The organism is Burkholderia sp. Bp9142 (assembly GCF_003853415.1).
Taxonomy (GTDB): domain Bacteria; phylum Pseudomonadota; class Gammaproteobacteria; order Burkholderiales; family Burkholderiaceae; genus Burkholderia.
The window spans coordinates 114,011-138,476 of record NZ_QTPP01000013.1 but is presented as its reverse complement, the minus strand read 5'-3'; the positions used below and the strand labels follow the sequence as shown (position 1 = coordinate 138,476).

Annotated in this window: 14 protein-coding genes and 1 pseudogene; 8 read left to right on the top strand and 7 right to left on the bottom strand. The window is 64.9% G+C overall.

What is annotated here, in order from left to right:
- Window positions 1–20 precede the first annotated feature (20 nt).
- From glgB to DIE22_RS17120, 3 genes are read right to left on the bottom strand one after another with little or no spacing between them, the layout of a single operon-like run.
- Entirely contained in the window at window positions 21–2,222 is a 2,202-nt protein-coding gene (gene glgB / locus DIE22_RS17130; RefSeq protein ID WP_124605619.1) for a 1,4-alpha-glucan branching protein GlgB, read from the bottom strand.
- Window positions 2,219–5,629, bottom strand: a complete 3,411-nt coding sequence (treS, locus tag DIE22_RS17125) for a maltose alpha-D-glucosyltransferase (RefSeq protein ID WP_124497779.1) — start codon at window positions 5,627–5,629, stop codon at window positions 2,219–2,221. The genes glgB and treS overlap by 4 nt, the downstream gene beginning before the upstream one ends.
- A complete protein-coding gene (locus DIE22_RS17120; RefSeq protein WP_124605618.1) occupies window positions 5,629–9,021 on the bottom strand; it encodes an alpha-1,4-glucan--maltose-1-phosphate maltosyltransferase in 3,393 nt (1,130 codons plus the stop codon). The genes treS and DIE22_RS17120 overlap by 1 nt, the downstream gene beginning before the upstream one ends.
- Window positions 9,022–9,426: 405 nt before the next feature.
- Here DIE22_RS17120 and DIE22_RS17115 point away from each other — a divergent pair, with 405 nt between their 5' ends.
- From DIE22_RS17115 to DIE22_RS17100, 4 genes are read left to right on the top strand one after another with little or no spacing between them, the layout of a single operon-like run.
- Complete coding sequence (locus DIE22_RS17115) at window positions 9,427–12,960, top strand: type VI secretion system Vgr family protein (protein WP_124605617.1); 3,534 nt, start codon at window positions 9,427–9,429, stop codon at window positions 12,958–12,960.
- Entirely contained in the window at window positions 12,957–14,423 is a 1,467-nt protein-coding gene (locus DIE22_RS17110) for a hypothetical protein (protein ID WP_124605616.1), read from the top strand. The genes DIE22_RS17115 and DIE22_RS17110 overlap by 4 nt, the downstream gene beginning before the upstream one ends.
- Before the next feature lies 1 nt (window position 14,424).
- Window positions 14,425–14,712, top strand: a complete 288-nt coding sequence (locus tag DIE22_RS17105) for a PAAR domain-containing protein (RefSeq protein WP_124605615.1) — start codon at window positions 14,425–14,427, stop codon at window positions 14,710–14,712.
- A gap of 26 nt (window positions 14,713–14,738) precedes the next feature.
- Window positions 14,739–16,178 (top strand): hypothetical protein, encoded by a 1,440-nt coding sequence (locus tag DIE22_RS17100; RefSeq protein WP_124605614.1) that lies wholly within the window; start codon window positions 14,739–14,741, stop codon window positions 16,176–16,178.
- 238 nt (window positions 16,179–16,416) lie between these two features.
- Here the strand turns inward: DIE22_RS17100 and DIE22_RS39210 are convergent.
- Together DIE22_RS39210 and DIE22_RS17085 are read right to left on the bottom strand one after the other, a co-directional pair.
- Window positions 16,417–16,500: pseudogene (locus tag DIE22_RS39210) on the bottom strand (endonuclease); the annotation flags it as partial.
- 120 nt (window positions 16,501–16,620) lie between these two features.
- Window positions 16,621–17,295, bottom strand: a complete 675-nt coding sequence (locus DIE22_RS17085; RefSeq protein WP_124497714.1) for an HAD family hydrolase — start codon at window positions 17,293–17,295, stop codon at window positions 16,621–16,623.
- A 199-nt stretch (window positions 17,296–17,494) separates the two neighbouring features.
- On the opposite strand from DIE22_RS17085, the gene DIE22_RS17080 reads away from it, so the two are divergent.
- Window positions 17,495–18,679 carry a sugar transporter gene (locus DIE22_RS17080; protein ID WP_124605613.1) on the top strand — a complete coding sequence of 395 codons (1,185 nt, stop codon included), beginning with the start codon at window positions 17,495–17,497 and terminating at the stop codon, window positions 18,677–18,679.
- 238 nt (window positions 18,680–18,917) lie between these two features.
- Here DIE22_RS17080 and DIE22_RS17075 read toward each other — a convergent pair whose 3' ends face one another.
- Both DIE22_RS17075 and DIE22_RS17070 read right to left on the bottom strand, forming a co-directional pair.
- Window positions 18,918–19,694: a hypothetical protein gene (locus DIE22_RS17075; protein ID WP_124605612.1), complete on the bottom strand. Its 777-nt coding sequence runs from the start codon at window positions 19,692–19,694 to the stop codon at window positions 18,918–18,920.
- Between the two features lie 307 nt (window positions 19,695–20,001).
- Window positions 20,002–20,895 carry a hypothetical protein gene (locus tag DIE22_RS17070; protein WP_124605611.1) on the bottom strand — a complete coding sequence of 298 codons (894 nt, stop codon included), beginning with the start codon at window positions 20,893–20,895 and terminating at the stop codon, window positions 20,002–20,004.
- Window positions 20,896–21,913: 1,018 nt separating this feature from the next.
- On the opposite strand from DIE22_RS17070, the gene DIE22_RS17055 reads away from it, so the two are divergent.
- The 3 genes from DIE22_RS17055 to catA all read left to right on the top strand — a co-directional run bounded on the left by DIE22_RS17055 (window position 21,914) and on the right by catA (window position 24,376).
- Window positions 21,914–23,050 carry a muconate/chloromuconate family cycloisomerase gene (locus DIE22_RS17055; RefSeq protein ID WP_124605610.1) on the top strand — a complete coding sequence of 379 codons (1,137 nt, stop codon included), beginning with the start codon at window positions 21,914–21,916 and terminating at the stop codon, window positions 23,048–23,050.
- 25 nt (window positions 23,051–23,075) lie between these two features.
- Window positions 23,076–23,366, top strand: coding sequence for a muconolactone Delta-isomerase (gene catC, locus DIE22_RS17050; RefSeq protein ID WP_124605609.1), 291 nt, complete (start codon window positions 23,076–23,078; stop codon window positions 23,364–23,366).
- 74 nt (window positions 23,367–23,440) lie between these two features.
- Entirely contained in the window at window positions 23,441–24,376 is a 936-nt protein-coding gene (catA, locus tag DIE22_RS17045; protein WP_124605608.1) for a catechol 1,2-dioxygenase, read from the top strand.
- The last annotated feature ends 90 nt before the right edge of the window (window positions 24,377–24,466 follow it).

Genomic DNA, 24,466 nt, shown 5'->3' with positions numbered 1-24,466 from the left:
CGTGTCGAGGGCGCCGGGAGTCAGGCCGGGCTCAGCCATAGGGTCGCGAGCGGCGGCAGGCGCAAGCTGGCCGACCACGATTCACCGTGCGTGGGGCGGTCCTCCGCCCACACGACGCCGTCGTTGCCGGCGTTCGTGCCGCCGTACGTGGCCGCATCGGTGTTCATCAGTTCGCGCCACCGCCCGGGCGCGGGCAGTCCGATGCGATAGCCGGCGCGCGGCACCGGCGTGAAGTTGCAGACCGCAACGACGAGGCGCCCCGTGTCGTCGCGGCGCGCGAACGCGAACACGCTGTTGTCGCGATCGTCGCCGATCAGCCAGGCGAAGCCGGCCGCGTGGCAGTCCAGCGCGTGCAGTGCCGGCTCGGCCGCGTACGCGCGGTTCAGGTCGCGCACGAGCCGCTGCACGCCGCGATGCGCGGGCGCGTCGAGCAGGTCCCAGTGCGGCGTCGCGTCGTGCGCGAATTCGGCCCATTGCGCGAATTCGCTGCCCATGAACAGCAGCTTCTTGCCCGGATGCGCCCACATGAAGCCGAAGTACGCGCGCAGCGTCGCGAGCCGCTGCCATGCGTCGCCCGGCATCTTCGCGGCGAGCGAGCCCTTGCCGTGCACGACCTCGTCGTGCGACAGCGGCAGCACGAAGCGCTCGGAGAACGCATAGACGAGCCCGAAGGTCATCCGGTCGTGGTGATAGCGGCGATGGATCGGATCCTCGCGCAGATACGCGAGGGTGTCGTGCATCCAGCCCATGTTCCACTTGAAGTCGAAGCCGAGCCCGCCGTCGACGGTCGACGCGGTGACGCCCGGCCACGCGGTCGATTCCTCCGCGAAGGTGACGACGCCGGCGGGCGCGAGCGCACCGTGCAGCGTGTCGTTCAGCGCGCGCAGGAACGCGACCGATTCGAGGTTCTCGCGCCCGCCGTAGATGTTCGGCACCCAGTCGCCTTCCTTGCGCGAATAGTCGCGGTACAGCATCGACGCGACCGCGTCGACGCGGATTCCGTCGACGTGATAGCGGCGCGCCCACGCGAGCGCCGACGCGACGAGGAACGCGCCGACCTCGTTGCGCCCGAGGTTGAACACGCAGGTGTTCCAGTCCGGATGCATGCCTTCGCGCGGATCGGCGTGCTCGTACAGCGCGCTGCCGTCGAACTGCGCGAGGCCGTGCGGATCGTTGGGGAAGTGCGCGGGCACCCAATCGACGATCACGCCGAGGCCGGCCGCATGCGCGCGGTCGACGAAGCGCGCGAAGCCGTCGACCGGCCCGAAGCGCGCGGACGGCGCGAACTGCGCGAGCGGCTGGTAGCCCCACGAGCCGCCGAACGGGTACTCCGAGATCGGCATGAATTCGACGTGCGTGAAGCCCATGCCGTGCGCGTACGGGATCAGCCGCTCGGCGAGTTCGTCCCAGGTCGCGCTGCGGTCCATCTCCTCGGGCACGCGCTGCCACGACTCCGGATGCACCTCGTAGATCGACCACGGGATGCGAAAGCGGCGGTCCGCATGCGGCCGCGCGTGGATCCAGCCGTCGTCGTGCCACGCGAACGCGTCGAGCGCCGCCGTATCGGCGACGACGGACGCGGTGCGCGGCGGCGCCTCGGTCGCGCGTGCGCACGGGTCGGCCTTGTGCGGCAGCACGTGCCCGTCGGCCGCGCACAGCTCGTACTTGTAGTGCTCGCCGGCGCCAATCCCCGGCACGAACAGCTCCCACACGCCCCATGGCCGCCGCAGCCGCATCGGATGACGGCGGCCGTCCCAGGTGTTGAACTCGCCGACGACCGACACGCGCTGCGCGTTCGGCGCCCATACCGCGAAGCGCACGCCGTCGATCCCGTCGACGCGCGTGGGCGTTGCGCCGAGGCAGTCGAGCACGGCGGCCGGGTCGCCCGCCGCGAACCGTGCGAGCGCCGCGTCGTCGAGCAGCAGGCCGAACGCATACGCGTCGTCGGTCACCTGGTGCGTGTCGGGCCACTCGATCGCGAGCCGGTAATGGCCGTTGCGTGCGATCGTCCCGGCGAAGCAGCCGGCATCGTCGACACACGCGAGCGTGCCGAGGTCGTCGCCGTCGGGCGTCACCGCGCGCACGCGCCGCGCGCCGGGCAGCAGTGCGCGCACGACGATCCGCCCGGTATCGCGATGCGGGCCGAGGCACGCGAACGGGTCCGGATGGCGCCCGGCGAGCAGCGCATCGATATCGCGGCGGTCGAACAGTGTGTCGGTCATCGGGTGCCTCCATTGTCGGGCTCGCCGTTCGTGTCGAGCAGGCGTTCGACGAGCGCGGCGAGCCCGCCGACCGGCACGCCGAGCCAGTCGGGGCGGTTGGCGGCTTCGTAGCACAGCTCGTACGACGCCTTGTCGATCAGGAACAGCGCGAGCAGGCGATCGGCGTAGCGCGGATCGACGAAGCGTTCGGGCGCCTGGTCCGCGGCCGCGCGATAGCATTCGACGAAGCGGTCGGCGGCGGCCTGCCCGAAGCGGTCGAACAGCGCGCGCTTGCGGCCGGCCGCCTGCGGCGGCGCCTTCTCGATCACGAACTGCGCGGCCGCGCTCACGTACGACAGCGAGCGCAGGAAGCCGGCCACGTCGCGCAGCGGATGCGACTTCGCGCGGCGCCGCTCCAGCGGACGCGCGGGCTCGCCCTCGAAGTCGATCAGCAGCGCATCGCCCTGCACGTCGAGCACCTGGCCGAGATGGAAGTCGCCGTGAATGCGGATGCATTGTGCGTCGAGCATGCGCGGCACCAGCCCGCCGAGCGCCTGCACGGCCGCGTCGCGCGACGCGAGCAGCGTGTCGGCCGCGGCACGCGCGGCCGGGTCGAGCGTATCGAGCCGCGTGGCCAGCACGTCGAGCGCGTGCTCGAACGATGCGACCGCATCGACGCGCCAGCCATCGATGTGTTCGGGCGTCGCGCGCTCCGGCATGAACGCCGGGTCGTCGGACGGCTGTGCAAGCGCGACGTGCAACTGGCCAAGCCGCGTGCCGACGATCCCCGCGAACGCCGCGTAGCCGAGCAGCGCATCGGGTTCCTCGTCGGGCTCGGCCGCTTCGCCATCGTCGATGGCGGGCAGCGCGAGCTCGTCGACCGCACGCCTCAGGAAGTCGAACGAGCGCGTCCACGCGTCGCCCTGATTGTCGACGTAGCGCTGCAGGATCGCGACCGTATGCGGCGTGCCGTCCGGATCGACGTGCACGACTTCACCGGCGAGCGTCGCGGTGTTCGCATAGCCGATCCGCGTCAGGTACCGGCTCATTTCCGCTTCCGGGTGGATGCCGTGCGCGACCTTGCGCACCAGTTTCAGCACGATGGCGTCGCCGATCACGAGCGAACTGTTGCTCTGCTCGGCCGCGAGCCAGCGCACCTCGACGTCGTCGCCGGGATCGAGCCCGGCGAGCGCGAACTCGGGCAGGAAGTCGAGGCGGCCGCCGTCGGACGTCGGCACGGTCGCGCCGTCGCGCAGCTTGCGCAGTATCCCGCGCGCGAACGAGGGCAGCGCGAACGCGTCGGTCAGGTAGCCGACCGTATGGCCGCGCCGCACGCGCGCGAGCGCGAGCTGCGCGAACAGCGGGTGCGATGTCTCGCCGCCCCATGCGGCGGCCAGCGGCACGACGTAGCGTTCGACGCCGCCGTCGCTCGCGGACACCCAGGCCTCCGCGTACTGGAACGGTTCGTCCGGCATCGGCGTGACGATGTTCAGCCACGCGTCGCCGATCGCGCGATCCTTCGATGCGAACCAGCGCCGCCGCGCGAGCCACGACGCGAGCGCATCGTGCGCGAGCGTGTGCAGCTGCCCGACGTCCGGACGCACGTCGCCGCGCCGCATCACGATCGTCACGTATTCGGGCAGCGGCTCCGCATGCGGTTGCCGCCACGACGGCTCGCGGCCGTGCTCGGACAGCACGAACCACAGGAACCCGTACGGCGGAAAGGTGAGCAGGTACGTGAGCTGCCCGATCGGCGGGAACGCCGAGTCCGACGTCATCTCGATCGGCACGCGGCCCGCGAATTCGGACAGGTCGAGCTCGACCGCCTGCGACGCGCGCGACAGGTTCGCGACGCACAGCACCGTCTCGTGGCCTTCCAGCTCGCGCAGGTATGCGAGCACCTTGCGGTTCTCCGGACGCAGGAAGCGGATCGCGCCGCGACCGAACGCCTGCGTCGCGCGGCGTGTCGACAGGATCCGGCGGGTCCAGTTCAGCAGCGAGTGCGGGTCGCGCGTCTGCGCCTCGACGTTGACCGCGTCATAGCCGTACAGCGAGCCCATCACGGGCGGCAGCACCAGCAGTTCCGGGTCCGCGCGCGAGAAGCCGCCGTTGCGGTCCGACGACCATTGCATCGGCGTGCGCACGCCGTCGCGGTCGCCGAGGTGGATGTTGTCGCCCATCCCGAGCTCGTCGCCGTAGTAGATCACCGGCGTGCCGGGCATCGACAGCAGCAGCGAGTTGATCAGCTCGATGCGGCGCCGGTCGCGCTCCATCAGCGGCGCGAGGCGGCGCCGGATGCCGAGATTGATCCGCGCACGCCGGTCGGACGCATAGGTCTGCCACAACAGGTCGCGCTCCGAGTCGGTGACCATCTCGAGCGTCAGCTCGTCGTGGTTGCGCAGGAACACGGCCCACTGGTTGCTCGGCGCGAGCGCCGGCGTCTGCCGCATGATGTCGACGATCGGGAAGCGGTCCTCGCTCGCGATCGACATGTAGATGCGCGGCATCAGCGGGAAGTGGAACGCCATGTGGCATTCGTTCTCGTTGCCGAAGTATTCCTGCACGTCCTCGGGCCACTGGTTCGCTTCCGCGAGCAGCATCCGGTTCGGATACTCGGCGTCGATCGTCGCGCGGATCCGCTTCAGGATCGCATGCGTCTCGGGCAGGTTCTCGTTGTTGGTGCCTTCGCGCTCGACCAGGTACGGCACCGCGTCGAGCCGCAGCCCGTCGATGCCGAGATCGAGCCAGAAGCGCATCACCTGGATCACCTCGCGCACGACGGCCGGGTTGTCGAAGTTCAGGTCCGGCTGGTGCGAGTAGAAGCGGTGCCAGTAGTACTGGCCGGCGACGGGGTCGTGCGTCCAGTTCGAGGTTTCCGTATCGAGGAAGATGATCCGCGTGCCCGCGTATTTCGTGTCGGTGTCGGACCACACGTAGTAGTCGCGATGCATCGAGCCGGGCTTCGCGCGCCGCGCGCGCTGGAACCATGGATGCTGGTCCGACGTGTGGTTGATCACGAGCTCGGCGATCACGCGGATGCCGCGTGCATGCGCCTCGCGGATGAAGCGCCGCACGTCGGCAAGGGTGCCGTAGTCGGGATGCACGTCGCGGTAGTCGGCGATGTCGTAGCCGTCGTCGCGCCGCGGCGACGGGTAGAACGGCAGCAGCCAGATCGTGTCGACGCCGAGCTCGGCGATATAGTCGAGCTTCATGATCAGGCCCGGGAAGTCGCCGATCCCGTCGTTGTTCGAGTCGTAGAACGACTTCACGTGCACCTGGTAGATGATCGCGTCCTTGTACCACAGCGGATCGTCCGCGCAGAGCGCGGGCGCCCGGCGCCGCGAACGGCGCCGGCGCGGGGTGCCGGCTGGTGCGAGCGACGGAAACTGCGCGCGGCGCACGTCGTCGAGGGAATCTTCGCGTTTCATCATCCGTGGGCTCCGGAAGGGCCCCGGGCATCGCCCGGGTCGGGCGCCGCCGCTCGCGCGGCGCCGGGAGACGGCGCGAGCCGCCAGATCGCATACGGCCGCACGTGCGGGTCGAGCGAGACGTACTGGCGATGCCCGCGCCAGGTTTCGGCCTGCGCGGCATCCTGTTCGAACGCGTCGAGCGGTTCGCCGTCCGCGAGCCCGAAGGCACGCCACAGCGACGCGTCGAGCGTGAAGTTCGCGGCCTGCGGATGCCACGGGTCGAGACTGATCGCGACCGCGACGACGCTGTCGTGCGCGGGCGTCGCCTTCACGAACACGAGCACCTGGTCGTTGTCCGCGTCGACGAACGTGAGGCCGAGGTGCGTCTGCAGCGCCGGATGGTCGCGCCGCGCGCGGTTCAGCCGCGCGACTTCGGCGCCGATGCGCGCGGCCTTGCGCCAGTCGCGCGCGCGCAGCTCGTATTTCTCCGCGTCAGCGTATTCCTCGCTGTCGGGCAGCGGCGCCGACTCGCCGGTCTCGAAGCCCGAGTACAGGCCCCAGGACCCGGCGAGCGTCGCCGCCAGCGCCGCACGGATCACGAATTGCGCGTGCGGCGCGTTCTGCAGGTGGCGCGGATTGATGTCGGGCGTGTTCACGAAGAAGTTCGGCCGGAAGAACTCGCGTGCGGGGCCGGCCGTCAGCTCGGTCAGGTAGTCGATGAATTCGTGCTTCGTCTCGCGCCACGTGAAATACGTGTACGACTGCGAGAAGCCGACCTTCGCGAGCCGGTACATCATTCCCGGCCGCGTGAACGCCTCCGACAGGAACACGACGTCCGGATGCTTGCCGCGCACGTCGGCGATCATCCACGCCCAGAACGGCAGCGGCTTGGTGTGCGGATTGTCGACGCGGAAGATCCGCACGCCCGCGTCGACCCAGAACAGCACCGCGTCGCGCAGCGCGAGCCACAGGCCGGGCAGCGCGTCCGGCGCGTAGAAATCGGGGTTAACGATGTCCTGGTAGCGCTTCGGCGGATTCTCCGCATAGCGCAGCGAGCCGTCGGGCCGCCACGCGAACCAGCCCGGATGCGCGGCGAGCCACGGATGGTCGGGCGAGCACTGGATCGCGAAATCGAGCGCGATCTCGAGCCCCTGCGCGTGTGCCGCGTCGACCAGCACGCGGAACGACGCGAGCGTGCCGAGCTCCCGATGCACGGCCGTGTGGCCGCCGTCGGGCGCGCCGATCGCATACGGGCTGCCGACGTCGTCGGGGCCCGCCTTCAGCGAGTTGTTGCGGCCCTTGCGCGCGGTCGTGCCGATCGGGTGGATCGGCGGGAAATACAGCACGTCGAAGCCCATGTCGCGGATGCGCGGCAGTTGTGCGATCACGTCGTCGAACGTGCCGTGCCGGCGCGGGTCGTTGCTCGCCGAGCGCGGGAACATCTCGTACCAGCTCGAGAAGCGTGCGGCGCGGCGTTCGACCTCGACCGGGTAGACGGTGTCGTCGTGCGTGACGAACGGCCGGTAGCGCAGCGCCGCGTACGCGTCGGCGAGTGCCGGCGCGTCCAGCAGCGCGAGGCGGCCGTCGGGCGACGCGTCCCTGAAGTCGGCGGCCAGCCGTTCCATGTGCGCGACCGCGCGCGGATCGGCCGGATCGGCGCGCTTCAGCGCGGTCGCGAGCAGCAGTTGCGCTTCGCGTACTTCCAGCGTCACGTCCTGGCCGGCCGCGCGCTTCTTCGCGACGTCGGTGACGAGCGACGCCCAGTCGTCGCGCCACGCGATCACGCGGAACGCGTGGCGGCCGAGCCGGTCGAGCGCGATGCGCGTGTGCCAGCGGTCGTTCGACTGCGCGACGAACGGCACTTCGCGCCATGCGTCTTCGTCGTCCGCGCGCCATTGCAGCGCGGCCGCGAGATGCGCATGGCCGTCCGAGAAGATCGATGCGTGCACGACCAGCGTTTCGCCGATCACGCGCTTGATCGCGAAGCGGCCGCCGTCGACCGCCGGCTCGACGCGTTCGATCGCGATCCGGTCGCCCGCGAGCGCGGCGGACAGGGCGGCGTGCTCGCGGGCGGCATCGGCGTGCGTGGTCGCGGGCGGCGCGCGCCACGCGTCGAGCAGCGCATGGCCGCCGGGCTCGAGCGTGAAGGCCTCCAGCGCGACCGGCGCGTGCTTGTACGTGCCGTCCGGCGTCGCGACGTGCGTGAAGCCGCCCGGCACGCCGGGCAGGATGGCGGCGGAATCGACGCGCGCTGGGGTAGCGAGATCGGGATTCAGCGCGATCAGCAGCGCGGTGTCGTCGTGTTCGAGCGACGGGCCCATGCCGCGCAGCAGCGCGGTCGCGGCCGCGCCGGGCGCGCTCAGTTGCGCGATTTCGCCGCGCTCGGCCGCGAGCGGCGTCGCGCGGCGCCACGCGTTCGCGTCGGCGATCGTGCCGGACAGGTCGAAGCGCGCGCCGTCGAACGCGGCGCGGTAGCGCGCGGCGTCCGCGTCGCGTGCCATCAGCGGCAGCGCGACGCCGCGCTCGAAGCCCATCGGCACGAGCCAGCCGGTGCCGACCGCGGCCGCGGTCCACAACGCGCGGTGGTAGGCGCGGGCGACCGTCTCGTCCGGCGCGGTGCTCCAGTCGTCGGCGAGACGCGGGCCGTCGAATGCGTCCGGAAACGCGATCGGCGAGCCGATGCGGCGCAGCAACCGGTGTTCGTCGACGAACCAGGGCGCGCGCAGATCCCACCAGCGTGCCGACGAGAACACCGCGTCGAAGCCGGCCGCCTCGAGCTGCGCGAGCGCGTCGCGCGCATGGCCGGGCACACCGGCCAGCACCGCGACGTCCGGGCGCGCGCGACGCAGCGCCGCGCGCCAGCCGGGCCACCACGCGGCCGGCAGGCGGTGCGGCGCGTCGATCAGGAAACCGGCCGCGCCGGCATCCGCGAACGCGGCGAGGTGCGCGCACCACCACGCGGACAGTGCATCGTGCGTCGCGTCCTCGCCGATCTGCGCATGCGCGACGTCCAGTTCGTGTGCGGCGCAGCGCGGATCGATCAGCGCGTCGTCATGCGAGCGCACGACGTACCAGTCCGGGTGCTCGGCGCGCAGCGGATTGTCGCGGGCGATGCGGTCCGGCACCACTTCGAGCAGCACCCGCAGCCCGTGACCGTGCGCAAGCTGCGCGAGCCGCGAGAACGTCTCGAGCGCGCCGGCGCGGGTCGCGAACGTCGCGGCCGGCCGGTGGAAGTCCGCGACGTGGCGCGGAAAGCCCGCGACGCTGGCGGCCCAGAAGCCGCCGATCAGTACGTGGTCGAAGCCCATGCCCGCGACGTGCGCGAACGTGTCGGGCCACGCGTCGAGCGGGCCGATGAGGCGGGCGTCGCAGAAGTAGAGGTGCGGGGCGAAGGGCGGTGTGGCGTTCATGGATGGCGTGTGCGGGCGGTGGCGAACGGTGACTGCGGTTCGCCGCAACGCGCGTGCCTGCTGTGCGGCGCCCGGTGCGGCAAGCGCCCGCAGGGCTTTCGACGGCTCCGGACTGTCGTTTTTGCATGCCGGGGGAACGGTCGCCGCATTTTTGCGCGGGTTGGCGTGGCCGCGGAGTGGTCCGACGTCGTGAAATTTTTTCCAAAGACGTCGAGTCACTGATGAAAACCTCGACGTCCGGACTGGATGGGGCGTTTGTCGCTGCAGGTCCGGTACGCAAGAACCGATCCCGATGAAACGGTCGCATCGATATACGCGGCAAATTCATACGGGTCCTATGGTCTCGTTGCCTCCCGGACGGTTAGGATCGCTCGCGATATTCCAAAAACGTTCGACGGGGGCGCCTTGACCACAAGCACGGCAATTTCCGATACAACCGCGCGTGCGGGCATCGACATCCATCAGTTCTACCGCCTCGATATCAAGGGTGCGCCGGCAGCCGCGCTCGCGGACGTGTACGAGTTCGAAGGCGCGCGTGGAATCGGTGAGCCGACGAAGTACGCGATTCAGTTCACGCATCCGCGGCATGATTTGTCGCGCGGCGAATTCCTGAATCGAATGGGTGCATTCGTCATCCAGCCGCCGCCGCGTGACCGCTGGAGCCAACCGGAAAAGGCGCGGCGAGTGCAAGGTATCGTGACCGGCTTCGCGCTGAAGGCGACCAACCGCGACCAGTCGCTGTACGAAATCGTGCTGGAATCGCGTCTGGCGCTGCTACGCAATGCGCCCAAATGCCGGTTTTTCCTCGACATGAGCATTCCCGAAATCATCGAGCAGATTCTTCGGGAACATGAGTTCAACAAGATCTTCGCGCGCTTTGAATTCCAGCTGTACCGGACCTATCGCAGGCGCAGCTTCGTGATGCAATGGGGCGAGGATGACCTTGCGTTCATTACGCGCTTGTGCAGACGCTCGGGTATCTGGTTCGTGTGCGAGGAAGGCGAACGTTGCGAGCGCATTCGTTTCGGCGACGAATATGCGCACTATCGCCGCGACCCGGACAGCTTGACGGTTGCGTACCGGCCGCACAGCGGACTGGAAGCCGGAGGCGTCGAGTCGGTCGGCGTGCTCGAAATGCACGCGAAGACCTTGCCGGCGGCCTACGCGGTACGCACGTTCCATACCGAATCGGCGATATCGAAGCCGATCGAGGCGGTCAGCTCGATTCGCGACGATCGCACGACGTATGGTGAAACGTATACCTGGGGGGCGCCGAGCCCCAGCGAGGACGAGGCGAGGGAGGAAGCGCAACTGCGCCGCGAGGCGGCGCTGGCCGGACAGGTCGAGTACCGCGGCGAGTGCGACATGCTGGACCTCACGCCCGGCTCGGTGCTGAAACTGTCGAACCGGCCATTGCCGGATGCGAAGCATGGCCTGCTCGTGGTGAGGGTGACGTGCCGCGCGAGCCGGAAGAAGGCATATCACGTGGCGTTCGACGCGATTCCGTCCGATCGCCAGTATCGACTGCCGTTGAAGGAAGAAACCTGGCCGCGCATCGACGGCGTCATCACCGGGACGATCGCGTCGTCGGGCGGCTGGCGGGATCCGTATCTGGATGGTCAGGGCGAATACATCGTCGATCTTCATCTGGATCGCGACACGCGGACGCCCGGTCTGCAGAGCTGCCCGATGCGGTTGGCCAAGCCGTTCGCGGGGCCGAACCAGACCGGTTTTCATTTCGGGCTCGTCGAGGGTACGGTGGTCGGCGTGAGCTTCCTGTGGGGCTGCGTGGATTTGCCGTTCATCAGCCACGTGCTGCATACCGCCCAACACACGGATCCGATCGTCGCGGGCGTTCCCTGGGGCACGCGCAACACGATCCGCACGCGCTCGAACAACACGCTGGAGATGGATGACAGGGAACGGCGCGAGCACATCAAGGTCGCGACCGAGCATGGCAAGTCGCAACTCAATCTCGGACATATGGTGGACCGCGCCCAGAGCGAGCGGGGTAGCGGTGCCGAACTGAGATCGGATGGGCCTGCCGCGCTGCGAGGCGGCGGTGGCGTGCTGGTGTCGGCCCATGCGCGACACGGCGCGTCCGGCAAGCAACTCGACATGCAGGAAACCGTTGCACAGCTCGAGGATGCGCTGGCGCTGGCGAAAGCGCTGGCGTCGTCCGCTCAGGCGTCGAAGGCCGAGGCGGCCGATATCGACCGTCAGCGGGCCGCGAACGAGGCGTTTGACCAGCTTCAGCAGTCCGGTGTGCTGGTGACCGCGCCGGCATCGGCCGGCGTCGTGGCGGGCAAGAGCGTGCAGGTCGTCGCCGGCGAAAACATCACGGGCATCGCCAGGGGCGATGCGAGCTGGAGCGTCTGGAAGCGCTTCACGGTGGCCGCGCACGACATGGTGTCGCTGTTCACGCAGAAAGGCATGAGCCTGATCGCGGCGGCGGGCGCGGTCGTGGTGCAGGCACAGCGCGGTCGCATGCAGCTTGCGTCGCAGGAAGACATGACGGTCGAGACGGTGAACGGCGTGCTCCACGTCAAGTCGTCCAGGGAAATCGTGATGAACGTTGGCGGCTCGTATTTCCGCATGACGCCAGGCGGCATCGAAATGGGGACGCGCGGCGGTGTGTTGTTCAAGACCAGTAGCCTGAAAAAGACCGGGCCGGCGCAGATGGATCTGGGCGGCGCGGCATTTGCGCCGCAGTTCGTGCCGTATACGACGGGCTGCGAGGTCTGGCGCACCAATCCGAACTTCGTTCCGCCGGCATCTCCTGCGTCCGTGACGGATGCGTCGGCAGATACCGGCGCCGCGGCGCCGTCGTTTCTCGGTGGCTTGTTCGGTGGGAAGTCGGGTGCGGGTTCCAAAACGCCAGGCAATGGCGGTTTGACGGTGAACGACGCCGAAAACGAGAAGTCAATCTGCGTTCCGCCTGATCCCATTGAGTTGCAGAGTCCGGCGCCATGCAACTGGCAACTGGCCGATTTTGTTGAATCGGCAACGATGATGCGGGAGACGCCGCCGTATCAAAAGTATGGCTGGGCGAGGACCGAGCGTCTTACGGAGGACGGCCAACCTGTCATGTGTGCAGGGACGGCGCCGACCACATGCCAGTTCACCTACGATTCGGTCAGTAAAACGTTGACGGCGAAGGTGGTTATCGCATTGGTGCCGCGACTGCTGGTGAAAATGAATCGAGCGACCGGGGAGCCGTTGCGGGACGCGAACAATGACTACGTTGTTGTTCAGTATGAAACGTTTCAGAACGGAGCAAATTCTCGTAAATCCCTTGGTGCGCAGGGGTTGATGCTGGTGGAGCGAGACCTGAAAGAAGTCGACGCTTCAACCTACAAAAGCCAGATTGAAAAAACGCTGAATCAGGGCAACTACAAGTTGATTCTTGGCGGGTGCCAAAAGGGCGGCGCCTGTGGTTGCAGAGTTTCCGTCAAATTCTGTGCTGATGTGCATGTGGTTGGGGGGACTGATGCCCAAGCTCTCAATCCAAACATCACCATCAATCTATATCCGACAACCGAGCGAGCCGATGCTCTGAATTGGCCGGAAACGGAGTATCAGTTGAACAATGGACGATATATGCGACTGTTCACGCAAACAAAGGCGCATGAAACGGGGCATCTGTTTAATTTTCCTGACGAATATTGGGAACAGGGCGGTTTTGTGCATGAAATTTATGTCAAAGATGGTATGAGCATAGATTTCGCGCTTGCCGATGCTAATAAGGCCAAAGATACGTTCTGGGTTGTTGAAACTGCAACCCATCTCATGGGAGGCGGATGCCTTCAACCGACGGCGACCACGTCGCCGTACTACCTTGAGTACATTCGTAGATGGTTCTCGGCTCGGACCAACAAGTTGTGGGCGGTCGGTTACGAAGTACCCCAGAAGAATATTCGAGCCAATGGCGAGAAGTGAAGAACGGCATAGACGTTAATATTGTGCGGCACGTGAGGCATGAATTGTTAAAAAAGATAATTTTGATTTTAATTTTTGTGCTGGTTGGGGGGCGATGCGTTATGGCGAATAATTCAGATAATAACTCCATGAAATCTGGTGAATTTTTTCTTTCGTGGTCTGGTGGCCTTCAATACGGTTCGAGAAAGATGACTTTTGACGGAGAAGGAAGGTTTTACTTTGCCAAAGGGGATACCATCAATGATAGGTCGCAAACGGGTGTGGGGGTTTTTTCTCTAAATCTGAAAAATAGTGATGTGCTGCAACTGAAAGACGTGGCTCGCGCTTTGTGCGATAAGGATATTCAGGCCGGTGGTCCCGAAACGCATGATCCGGCTGCAACGTTCAGTGTTGTCTGCGTAGATGAAGGTAAGGCCGTTCGGAGGTCTGGTTCATTGCGCCTGATTCCGGAAAGCTTCAATCGTCGAGTGTTTGATGCACCTTTCAGACTTTCTGAGCAAGCGTGGGCGGAGGGGCGAAAGATCATAAAGCTCGATTTCACGACGGTGAACATTGAGCGAAAATTAGACCATTATGTTGTGTCGGTGAGATTCATAAATTCAGGGAGTGGATGGATTAAATTCAAGACGCCGGATCAATGGGGAGGGACAACAACAAGTGGTGGGTTGGGAGTTGCTCCTTATAGTGAGCTAGGGAGGATGAGGCCGCGAGATGATTGGGGGTTTGGGTTGTCTGGAAGAAAAATTATTAATCGACATGAGTTTCCGGATGGAGTGGTTGTTCTTGAGGCTGGGGAGGGGAGGGATTTAATATTTGAGGCTTATCCTGATAATAATATTTCTAGAGGTGATTATGAGCTTTCCGGTGCGGCTTTTATGAGAATTGAATATGAGGGCTACGGATGGGGGCTTTCGACGCAAGTAGATTTTAAGCCGATCAAAAGCCGTATAACTTTCGACCACGACTACCCGTCGACTTCATCGGAGCGTGAACAATGGGAGGCAACGCACCGAGCCACGATGTCATCCCGCCCGGTCAACCCGGGCGAGACGTTCGCGGAAGACGGCCTATACCGAGCGGTGCGAACGACCGGAAACGGTGCCTATCGCAGCCTCCAGCTCAAACCGTTCAAGGCCGGGGACGTTGCGCTGACGGGCAACGTGAAGATGCTCCAGGAGGCCGCCGACGGCATCGAACTCGACGGCCCGGTGCAATGGCGATGGGAAGGCAGCGCCCCGACCCCGGTCAAGCCGTATTCGTTCGACACCATCGACGAGACCCGGCAGTTCAGCGAGCCTGGCACGCCTTGCCCGCGTAGCGGCCGATGGCTTCCGCGCGTGCGTGAAGGCTGGAATTCCACGCGCTACGACGTGGCGGGCATCGTCACGCTACGGCACGGAGACACGATGCCGGCAGCAAAACATACCGGCGGTGACGCCGACTGGGAATGGATCGGCGTGTGACATGGCCGAAAGCGCCTGCATCTTCCAACAGGACCGAACCACCGCGAATGGCGTCGTGCTTGACGGTCTCGATGACATCGGTCTCGACGATCGAAAATTGAGTTATCTGGGAGCGAGGGTCCGATGCCCTGCATGCAACATCATCGGTTATATCGAACCCGACGGCGCGAGACCACGAGAGGATGATTTCAACGGCAAGCAGCATGCGCTCGAGGGTGATCTTTGCCGGTGCGCCTGCAATCCGCCGCCACGCCTCGTCGCTTCGCAGCGCGACTGGATTGTTGAATAACGCAACGTGCTCATCATGGAGGCACGATGAAATTTCGCTGGACCCCGCCTGCCCACGGCGAGTGGACGGCGGACAAACCACCGCCCGTCTGGCTATATGTGGCACTGTTTGTCCTGATCGAGTGCGCGTTTCTGGCCGGCACTGTCGCCGTGTGGCCGCCCGGAAAGTCCATGGCTTCGGACGACTTCATGCGAACCGCGCTGGCCGCGCCATTTGCGCTCTGGATAGCGGTCAGCTTTGTGCTTTATGCGTCGATGTACGACAGTCGCGCGTTTGAAGCGGCGGTCAGGAATGCGGCGCGCTGGCATTTGCTCACGAGATGGCAACGCCAGGTTCGTTCGGGCCTGGCCGTTCTCGACAACGTGATTCTTGCGCCGGAGCCGAACCTTGCCGAGCGCATGTTGAAGCTTGAAGGGAGTCCGCCGGAAAATCCCGGCAGAGCGATGCGACTCGATGGTATCGAAGGAGCGGACGGCGTGTCCCGAGAGCGCGCGGTGATCGAAAAGCTGCTGACGCCACTGTCGACGCGGCTCACGCAGGCGATGCGCAGCGGTTCGTTCGACATCGTGATGCAGTGCGAGCGTGCCGAATCGTATGTGGACGTGCAGGCCGTGTGGACGCAACTGCAATTACCCGGGAAACCTCGCATCCGGTGGTTGAGTGACGACAAGGATCCGGGATTTGCGGACATCTGGTTCGAGGATGACACCGGCGCGGCCCATGCGGATTCATACGCGCCAGCCCGGAACCCGAAATACCGCCTGATGCTGGCGTGGCATCTCAACGGCGCGCAGCCGGATGTCCAGCCGGACACTTCCGAGGCAGCAGTTGCGTTGCTGCTCGGTTCGCCTGAGCTCATGCGGGAAAAGCCGCAACTGAAATGTCAGGCCTGGCTGTTCCGCCAGATCGTCGCGGATGCAGACGAAGTCGACAAGGCGCTCGCACGGCTGCTCGGCGCGGAACAGGTGCCGCGTGAGCGAATCCGCCATTTCTGGTATAGCCGCCTGAAGGGACTGGGGCTGCACACGACGCTGGGAGCCGTGAAGGACACCGAGCTGAAAGTGGAGAAACATGCGCTCGATCAGGCAGTGGGTCCGCAGGCGCCGGCAGCACGGTGGCTCCTTCAGGCGCTGGCGGCGAAGATGGCGCATTTCGGTCAGGGTGCGCAACTCGTCGCACTGCCCAGGCCGAATGGCGTCGCGCTGAATGTCGTCGTCAAGGATAAACCGGTGGCGGACGTACCGTGGAAGTCCGAATACGAATACGCGCTGTTCCCGTGGGCCGAGTTGACCGGCTTCATGGGTCTGTGGACGTTCTTGATTCTGATGTCGCCCAACCAGGCGTGGAGCACCTCCGAGACCGTGTTGACGGCCGCGATCGGCGTCGGCGTCGTGCTGAGCTTCGCGTGGCGCCTTTTTTGGGGACCGCGCCTCTATACGAATGACGTTTTGCGCGAGTACGGATGACTCGCGCCGGACGTTGTCGTTTCTACATGTGCGTCGCATGGTCGTGGCAATTCGAGGCTGATGGACTGCCCATGCGGCGCAGCCTCACATCCGCGGAATCGACCGAATATCCGAGCGCTCGCCGGTAGCCGAATCGTCGTCCGCGCACAACGCGCGCGCACCAGTAATCGAGCGCCGTTCCGGCGAGTTCGTCGGTTCGCATCGGCAAGCTCCGTCAGGTTCCATCAGGCCGGGGCGTTCAGCGTGCAAGCGGCGTGCCCGGCATTGCACGCATCCGCGCGACGAGCGGATAGTGATCCGACGCGTGCCGCGCACGCGCGCTGCTCACGCATGGCACTACCGGGCGATCGGGAACGGCACGAACCCGGGCCCGAAAGCGCTGAATCCGCTGAAGACGCTTTCGGAAACCCGGACGATGCAGGTCAGGCGGACGGTTCGGGCATCACGGCCGCGCCGCGATCTCGTCCAGATGCCACAGCAGATCCGCCGGGTCGTCATACACGCGCAGCGCCCCCGCGCGTTCCAGCTCGTCGCTGCCGTAACCGCCCGACAGCAGCCCGACACCCAGCGCACGGCAGCGGCTCGCGGCGAGCATGTCCCAGATGCTGTCGCCGACCACGACCGTATGTTCGATCGGCACGTTCAGTTTCGCGGCAGCGGTCAGGAACAGGTCGGGATCCGGCTTCGCATACTTGACCTGGTCGCGCGTGACGACCACGTTCCTCGCCGGATCGACGCCGAGCGCCTCGAGATTGATCGCGGCGGTTTCCATCCGCCCGCTGGTCGCGATCGCCCAGCGAATGCCTGCATTCGACAGCGCGGCCAGCAGCTCGCGCGCGCCCGGCAGCGGCCGAACCTGTGCGCGCAGCCGCTGGTACGCGGCCGCATGCAGCCGTGCGAGCCGTTCGACGCGCTCGGCGTCGATGTCGCCGGCCGTCTCGCGCAGCAGCTGGTTCAGGAACAGGCCGCCGCTCATCCCGATCTTGCGGTGGATGCGCCACACCGACAGCTCGATGCCTTCGGCATCGAGCGCCTCCTTCCACGCGAGCACGTGCTGGTAGACGCTGTCGACGAGCGTGCCGTCGAGATCGAACAGAAACGACGTTTCAATGCGCATGTAAATCTCCCGGCCCGAGGTCATTCGGGCGAATCGTTCGTGAAAGCTGCTTCGACACATCGGACATTATCGACGCACGGCCGTGTCATCGCCATGTCCCCGCATCGCGGCCGGCAGCAGCGTGTCAAGCGCCGCTGATACAATCGCGCCGATGCGCCGGGCCGGCTGCCCGCGCCCCCAACCTTTGTCGAATTCCCGTATGGCAACCCCGGACGCCGTCAGTTCCGAACAGTCGTGGTGGGGCGTTCTGGCCCTGGCCCTCACTGCCTTCATTTTCAATACCACCGAGTTCGTGCCCGTCGCGTTGCTGAGCGCGATCGGCGACAGCCTGCAGATGCAGCCGACCGCCGTCGGCCTGATGCTGACGATCTACGCGTGGGCCGTCGCCGTCGTGTCGCTGCCGCTGACCTTCGTCACGCGTCACGTCGAGCGCCGCAAGCTGCTGAGCTGCGCGCTGCTGGTGTTCATCGGCAGCCATGTCGTGACCGGCGTCGCGTGGAATTTCACGGTGCTGATGATCGGCCGGCTCGGCATCGCGTGCGCGCACGCGGTGTTCTGGTCGATTTCCGTCCCGCTGGCCGTGCGGCTCGCGCCGAGCGACCGGAAAAGCCGCGCGCTCAGCCTGCTCGCGATGGGCTCGGCGATCGCGATGGTCGCCGGCATTCCGCTCGGGCGCGTGATCGGCGAGGCGCTCGGCTGGCGTGTCACGTTCCTCGTGATCGGCGGCGCGGCGGCCGTCGCGCTGCTGATGCTGCGCGTGACGCTGCCGACGCTCCCGAGCCAGGGCGCCGGCTCGCTCGCGAGCATCGGCATGTTCCTGCGCAAGCCGGCGCTGGTGGCGCTGTACGCGATCACCGTGCTGGTGGTATCCGCGCACTTCACGTCGTACACGTACATCGAGCCGTTCGTGCAAAGCGTCAATCATGCGAGCAGCAGCCGGATCACCTACGTGCTGATCCTGTTCGGCGTCGCCGGCATGCCGGCCGCGCTCTGCTTCAACCGCGTGTTTCCGGAACGGCCGGCCGACTTCCTGCTCGCGTCGATCATCGCGCTGTCGGCCTGTCTGCTGATCCTGTTCCCGAGCGCGCTGAACATCGTCACGCTGTCGGTTCACACGCTGGTGTGGGGTGGGGCGATCGTCTGCTTCGGTCTCGCGATGCAGGCGTGGGTGCTGAAGCTGGCACCGGAGGCGACCGATCTCGCGGTGTCGATCTTTTCCGGGCTCTACAACGTCGGGATCGGCGCCGGCGCGCTGCTCGGCAACCATATCGCCGGGGATTTCGGGCTGCCGTGGATCGGCACGTTCGGCGGGGTGGTCGGGATCTTCTCGGCCGGGGTCGCGTGGGCCGCATTGCGGCTGCATGAGCGGCGGGCGGTGGCGTAGCCGCCGTCAGCGCTGCCCGTCGCTCCCGAGCCCCGCGGCATCGAGCTCATGGCAACACTCCTTGCTGCTATCCAGCCTCAAGTGTGTTGCATCGACGGGTTGAATCCGCAACTCGAAACGGTCACTCGCACCCACATATGCTGTACGGCGGGTTCGCAGCTTGCTTCGGTCGTTCAATTCTCCGCATTCGTTCCTGGGAAAATCGTTACGAAAGCAGCAGTCTCACCAACATTTGCTCTTAGCCTACCCGAAACCAATTTGCAATACGGGCGCATTGATCCCTCCAAAACTGCACGTCACCAGTTTTGCTAAACGCGTGGCTGCAAATGTATGATGCAACGTCTGCCAACTGAAGCAGCGGAATAGCATTAGCTGAAACGATATTGGCGTTCAGTTGACCGAAAGCGCTGCCCTGCTCGAAAAAACCAGCATAGTGTGAATCCGCTCGAGACCGTTTGTCGCCGATAAAGCTTATCTTGGTTTTGTCTTCTGACACGTAAATTTCACACTGCGAGGCGGTGGGCCCGTGACGGCCAGTCTCGTCAAGCGGAAAACACGCAAGCGCCATCATCCCGAGAAGGCCCTTAGGATCACGGGTAACTGGGAGTTCGACGCTTGGACTCCCGTCCTGGTTGTACATCTGGATTTCACTTCCTAACGCTGAAAAGAAAGTGCTAACGTCTTGGACGGCGAAATGAATCCGTCCATTCACTTCATTGATGATCGTCACGGTGTGGGCAACGACGTCTCGGACGTCTCCGGGAGACAGGTGCCCCAAACCAGATTTTTCGCGCTGTTGGCCGCTGAACAAGGTTCGACAATGAAGAGTCGTATCCAGCGGAATTTTGAACCGCTTTTTCAGCCGCTCTAGTTTTCGCTCAGCAAACCTCAGACGCGTACGTGGCACCAATACGAAGGCAAACGAAAGGGAATCCCCATACTGACTATCGTCGCCGAACGCGACAAATGGTGCGGTCTTGTCTCGACCGACTTGAATTGTTTTCGATGAGTCCATTGCGTACTTTTCAATTTATTTCTGTGTGTTACGACAAATCATACCCGACGTATTGCAGATTTTTGGTTTCATATGGAAGCAACGCCTCATCAACTCAAGTCTTTGTTTGGTTGCCCGGTAGCTGAAACGGGGCTTCTTTCGAATGACCAATTGCCATACTAGTGCCTGTCCGAAAAAGGACCCGAATCGACACGCGAGCGAGCGCGATGCGCGCACCCGGCTCGCGTCTCACGTGAAAGGCATAACGCCGTCTTTTTCGAGCCGGTTCATCGATCTTGCTCGGTCTTGAAGTCCATTCGCTTTGAGGTCATGCTGGCCCAGTTGGACCGGTCAATTCGATCCCGTATTGCTGTCGGGCAGCGTCGATAAATTGGACATCTGAGTCAGCGGCCAGCCTCTGACACCCGGCCCGGTCTCCAGGCAGAAACACGAAACCCACTTTCCCCGCGTAGAAATATATGGCCGTTGCCCGAGTGCCTGTGTTTGCAGCGAGAAGCGTATATCCGGTAAGCCCTTCTTCATTCGATCGCCCCACATACACCGCTTGCAGATACTCCAGTTCTCCGGAGATTCGAGCATTCACTACTCGAGTAATCGCGTCAGATACTGCCCCGACCGTTTCGACGGATCTTTTGTGACACAGCGCCTCCAACGCGTCCGTAGCGATTGTGAACCACTGCTCGCCGTCCATTGGCTCGAACGGTTCCGTTATGAATGAACCGTCTGGTTGTTGCACCATGTGTACCTTCGGTCCAGCATACGTGCCCAAAAGTTCGGTTAGCTGCCGGTAGCCTTCCGCGTCGCCTATGTAAGCTCGTTCTGCATCCCGTATGCCGTCCTCTAGCGTCACCTTGTCGAGTCTCGGGCCATCATTAAGCAGACGCAGAATCAGAAAATCTGAGCGTTTGATCTCCGGTATCTCGGTTGCGCGTAGCCGGTACTTCTCGAAAAGACGTTGCGGCGTGTCTAGATTCGGATCCACCTCGGCCTCAGCTTTTAGTTCCGCAATGAGGTCGTTGGCCAAACCCGGATCCCCAGCGAACGCCACAGCAAGGCGGCCTGACAGTATGTGAATCTTTAAGGTGTGACTGACACCGTTGATTGTCCCGTCATCCCCTCTCAGTGGGACGGGCGAACTCAGCAGGGTGTCGGCAATCAAGAATCCGATTTCTCTCGTGGCGTGCCCTATAACCAAAGTCATCTTGTTGTCCTTTTCCGATACCGGGCCACGGGACGGGGTCAGTCCAGCGTCTCAAGCATAGCCGGTAAGGGCAGTCGTTTGACATTCCCTTGTGCGCGGCGAATGACCGAAAGTGGCCGGCTGCAGACGCCCGCTTGCTAGATACTAGGTCGTTGAGACAGCTGTGAAGGCCGGAAAAGTTCGTACGTTCGTGCGTGACGGTCATTCGCGCTAATTTATCGATGTGTGCGTGCTTTCACCTTTGTGCGTCAGTAGCCGCCTGGGCGTGACTCTGCAGAGCGCGCGCCGCAACGGGACCCATCTGCGGCAGTTTGCCAGTCGTATTGACAGTTTCCCGGGTAATTGCTGCCAGTCCCGCCGCCTCCCGCCTTTGCTGCCGCCACCGCCGCCGTGACGACAAGCGCCACCACGCCGACAGCTTGAGCCACGTGCACTCGGTTCAGACACTTCTCCTTGTTTGCGCTGTCGTCACACCAACTTGCGCAACCCGTCAGCGCGAAGACAAGTCCCCAGACGATCAGATTTTTTCTCATAACTGCGTTTACGGCCGCTTCCAATTCCTTCTTTAAGTCACACCAAAAAATGGGCGTGCAGGGTGCCAACGCAGGGATTTGATGTTGTGCGGGCAGAGGACGAAGGCAGTCGTTTGAGAGTCCGCATGAGCGCCCGCTACCGAATGCCGAAGCCGAAGACCGACGGTCAACCCCACCGTTTTGCCCTCAGGAAAACCCTGATCGACTCAGGCAGGCCACCCGTTTCAGCCGGTTTTCCCGCCGCCGAAAGCAGCCGCATCGCGCCCCCGCCCAAGCGACGCCCCGAACACGCGCGCCCCCGCTCCAGCAAGCCTCTCAGCCCGCATACCTAGCCAAAAAAGGTATGGCGCACCGCAATATTCCGTGTCTTAAGCTGAATTCCAATACCTGTCAGGTATTGAAAAGCGAGGCCAAAAGTATTGGACGCTCCATTTCCCCGCCGCGTATAAATCCGTCCCATGAACTCCCCACACGCAGCGTGCCCCATGTCTCCAGTCACCATCGAACGCATTGAAACCCGCCTCGTCGATTTGCCGACGATCCGCCCGCACAAGCTGTCGGTCGCCACGATGCACGGCCAGACGCTGATGCTGGTGAAGGTGACCTGCAGCGACGGCGTGACGGGTGTCGGCGAAGGCACGACGATCGCCGGGATGGCCTACGGCCCGGAAAGCCCGGAAACGATGAAGCTCGCGATCGACGCGTACCTCGCGCCGGCGATCATCGGCCGTGACGCCACGCGCATCCAGACGCTGATGGCGTTCCTCGGCAAGCTCGCGAAGGTCAATCACTTCGCGAAGAGCGCGCTCGAGACCGCGCTGCTCGACGCGCACGGCAAGCGCCTCGGCGTGCCGGTCAGCGAACTGCTCGGCGGCCGCCGGCGCGATCGCCTGCCGGTCGCGTGGACGCTCGCATCGGGCAACACGGCCACCGATATCGCGGAGGCCGAACTCATGCTCGACCTGCGCCGCCACAACGTGTTCAAGCTGAAGATCGGCGCGAAGGCGCTCGCCGAGGACATCCGGCACGTGGCCGAGATCAAGCGGGCGGTCGGCGAGCGGGCGTCGGTGCGCGTCGACGTGAACATGGCCTGGAGCGAAACGCAGGCCGCGCGCGCGATTCCGGCGCTGGCCGATGCCGGTTGCGAACTGGTCGAGCAGCCGGTCGCATCGGCCGCGGCGCTCGCCCGGCTGATGTGCCGCTTCCCGGTCGCGCTGATGGCCGATGAAATCCTCCAGGGCCCGGACAGCGCGTTCGAGATCGCGAAGCAGCACGGCGCGGACGTGTTTGCGATCAAGATCGAGCAGAGCGGCGGCCTCTTTGCCGCGCAGCGCGTCGCGGCGATCGCGGATGCGGCGGGCATCGAGCTGTACGGCGGCACGATGCTCGAAGGCGCGTTCAGCACGGTCGCGTCCGCGCACCTGTTCGCGAGCTTCGCGAACCTGCAGTGGGGCACCGAACTGTTCGGACCGCTGCTGATTACCGAGGAGATCCTCGCGACCCCGCTCGACTACAGCGATTTCGAGCTGACCGTGCCGAGCGGCCCGGGCCTCGGCATCGAGCTCGACGAAGCGACAGTCGCGCGCTTCACCCGCGACGGGCTGACGAAAGTCTCCCGCTAACCCGCTTACGTACCAGGACATCACGATGCTTTTCCACGTACGCATGGACGTCAACCTCCCGGCCGACCTGCCGGCCGGCGTGGCCGACGAGATCAAGACCCGCGAGAAGGCTTACTCGCAGGCGCTGCAGCGCAGCGGCAAGTGGCGTCACATCTGGCGCATCGCCGGCGAATACGCGAACACCAGCGTGTTCGACGTGTCGGGCAACGCCGAGCTGCACGAGATCCTGACCGGCCTGCCGCTGTTCCCGTACATGAAGATTTCGGTGACGCCGTTGTGTCGCCACCCGTCGTCGATACACGACGGCGACGTTTGAGCCACGGAGCCGCCTGTTCTCGGACAGCGAGCACCCCGGGTCACTATTCCCCCAATACACGTGGAGACACCATCATGAGCGTCAAAGTATTCGAAACCAAGGAAGTGCAGGATCTGCTGAAGGCCGCGTCGAATGCGGACGGCAACGGCGGCAACGCGCGCACGCAGCAGATCGTCCAGCGGCTGCTCGGCGATCTGTTCAAGGCGATCGACGACCTCGACATCACGCCCGACGAAGTGTGGGCCGGCGTGAACTACCTGAACAAGCTCGGCCAGGACGGCGAGGCGGCGCTGCTCGCGGCCGGCCTCGGCCTCGAGAAGTATCTCGACATCCGGATGGACGCCGAGGACAAGGCGCTCGGCCTGGACGGCGGCACGCCGCGCACGATCGAGGGCCCGCTGTACGTCGCCGGCGCGCCGGTGCGCGACGGCGTCGCGAAGATCGACGTCGACGCGGACGAAGCCGCGGGCCCGCTCGTGATCCACGGCACGGTCACGGGGCTCGACGGCAAGCCGGTGGCCGGCGCGCTGGTCGAATGCTGGCACGCGAACTCGCACGGCTTCTATTCGCACTTCGACCCGACCGGCAAGCAGAGCGATTTCAACCTGCGCGGCGCGGTGAAGACGGGCGCGGACGGCCAGTACGCATTCCGCACGCTGATGCCGGTCGGCTACGGCTGTCCGCCGCAGGGCGCGACGCAGCAGCTGCTCGATCGTCTCGGCCGTCACGGCAACCGCCCGGCGCACGTGCACTTCTTCGTGACCAGCGACGACCACCGCAAGCTCACGACGCAGTTCAACATCGAGGGCGACCCGCTGATCTGGGATGACTTCGCGTATGCGACGCGCGAGGCGCTGATTCCGCCCGTCACCGGCAAGACCGGCGGCGCCGAGCTCGGGTTGAAGGCCGATGCGTACCAGGACATCGAGTTCAACTTCGTCCTGACGCCGCGCGTCGAGGGCAAGGACAACCAGATCGTCGAACGCCTGCGCGCTTCCGCCACGGCATAACCACCCGACGGCGCGGCGGCGCGCATGCGCCGCCGCCGGCCGGGTCCCCGCGAGATTCAATCGATACCGATGCGAGCGTGCTTGCAGGAC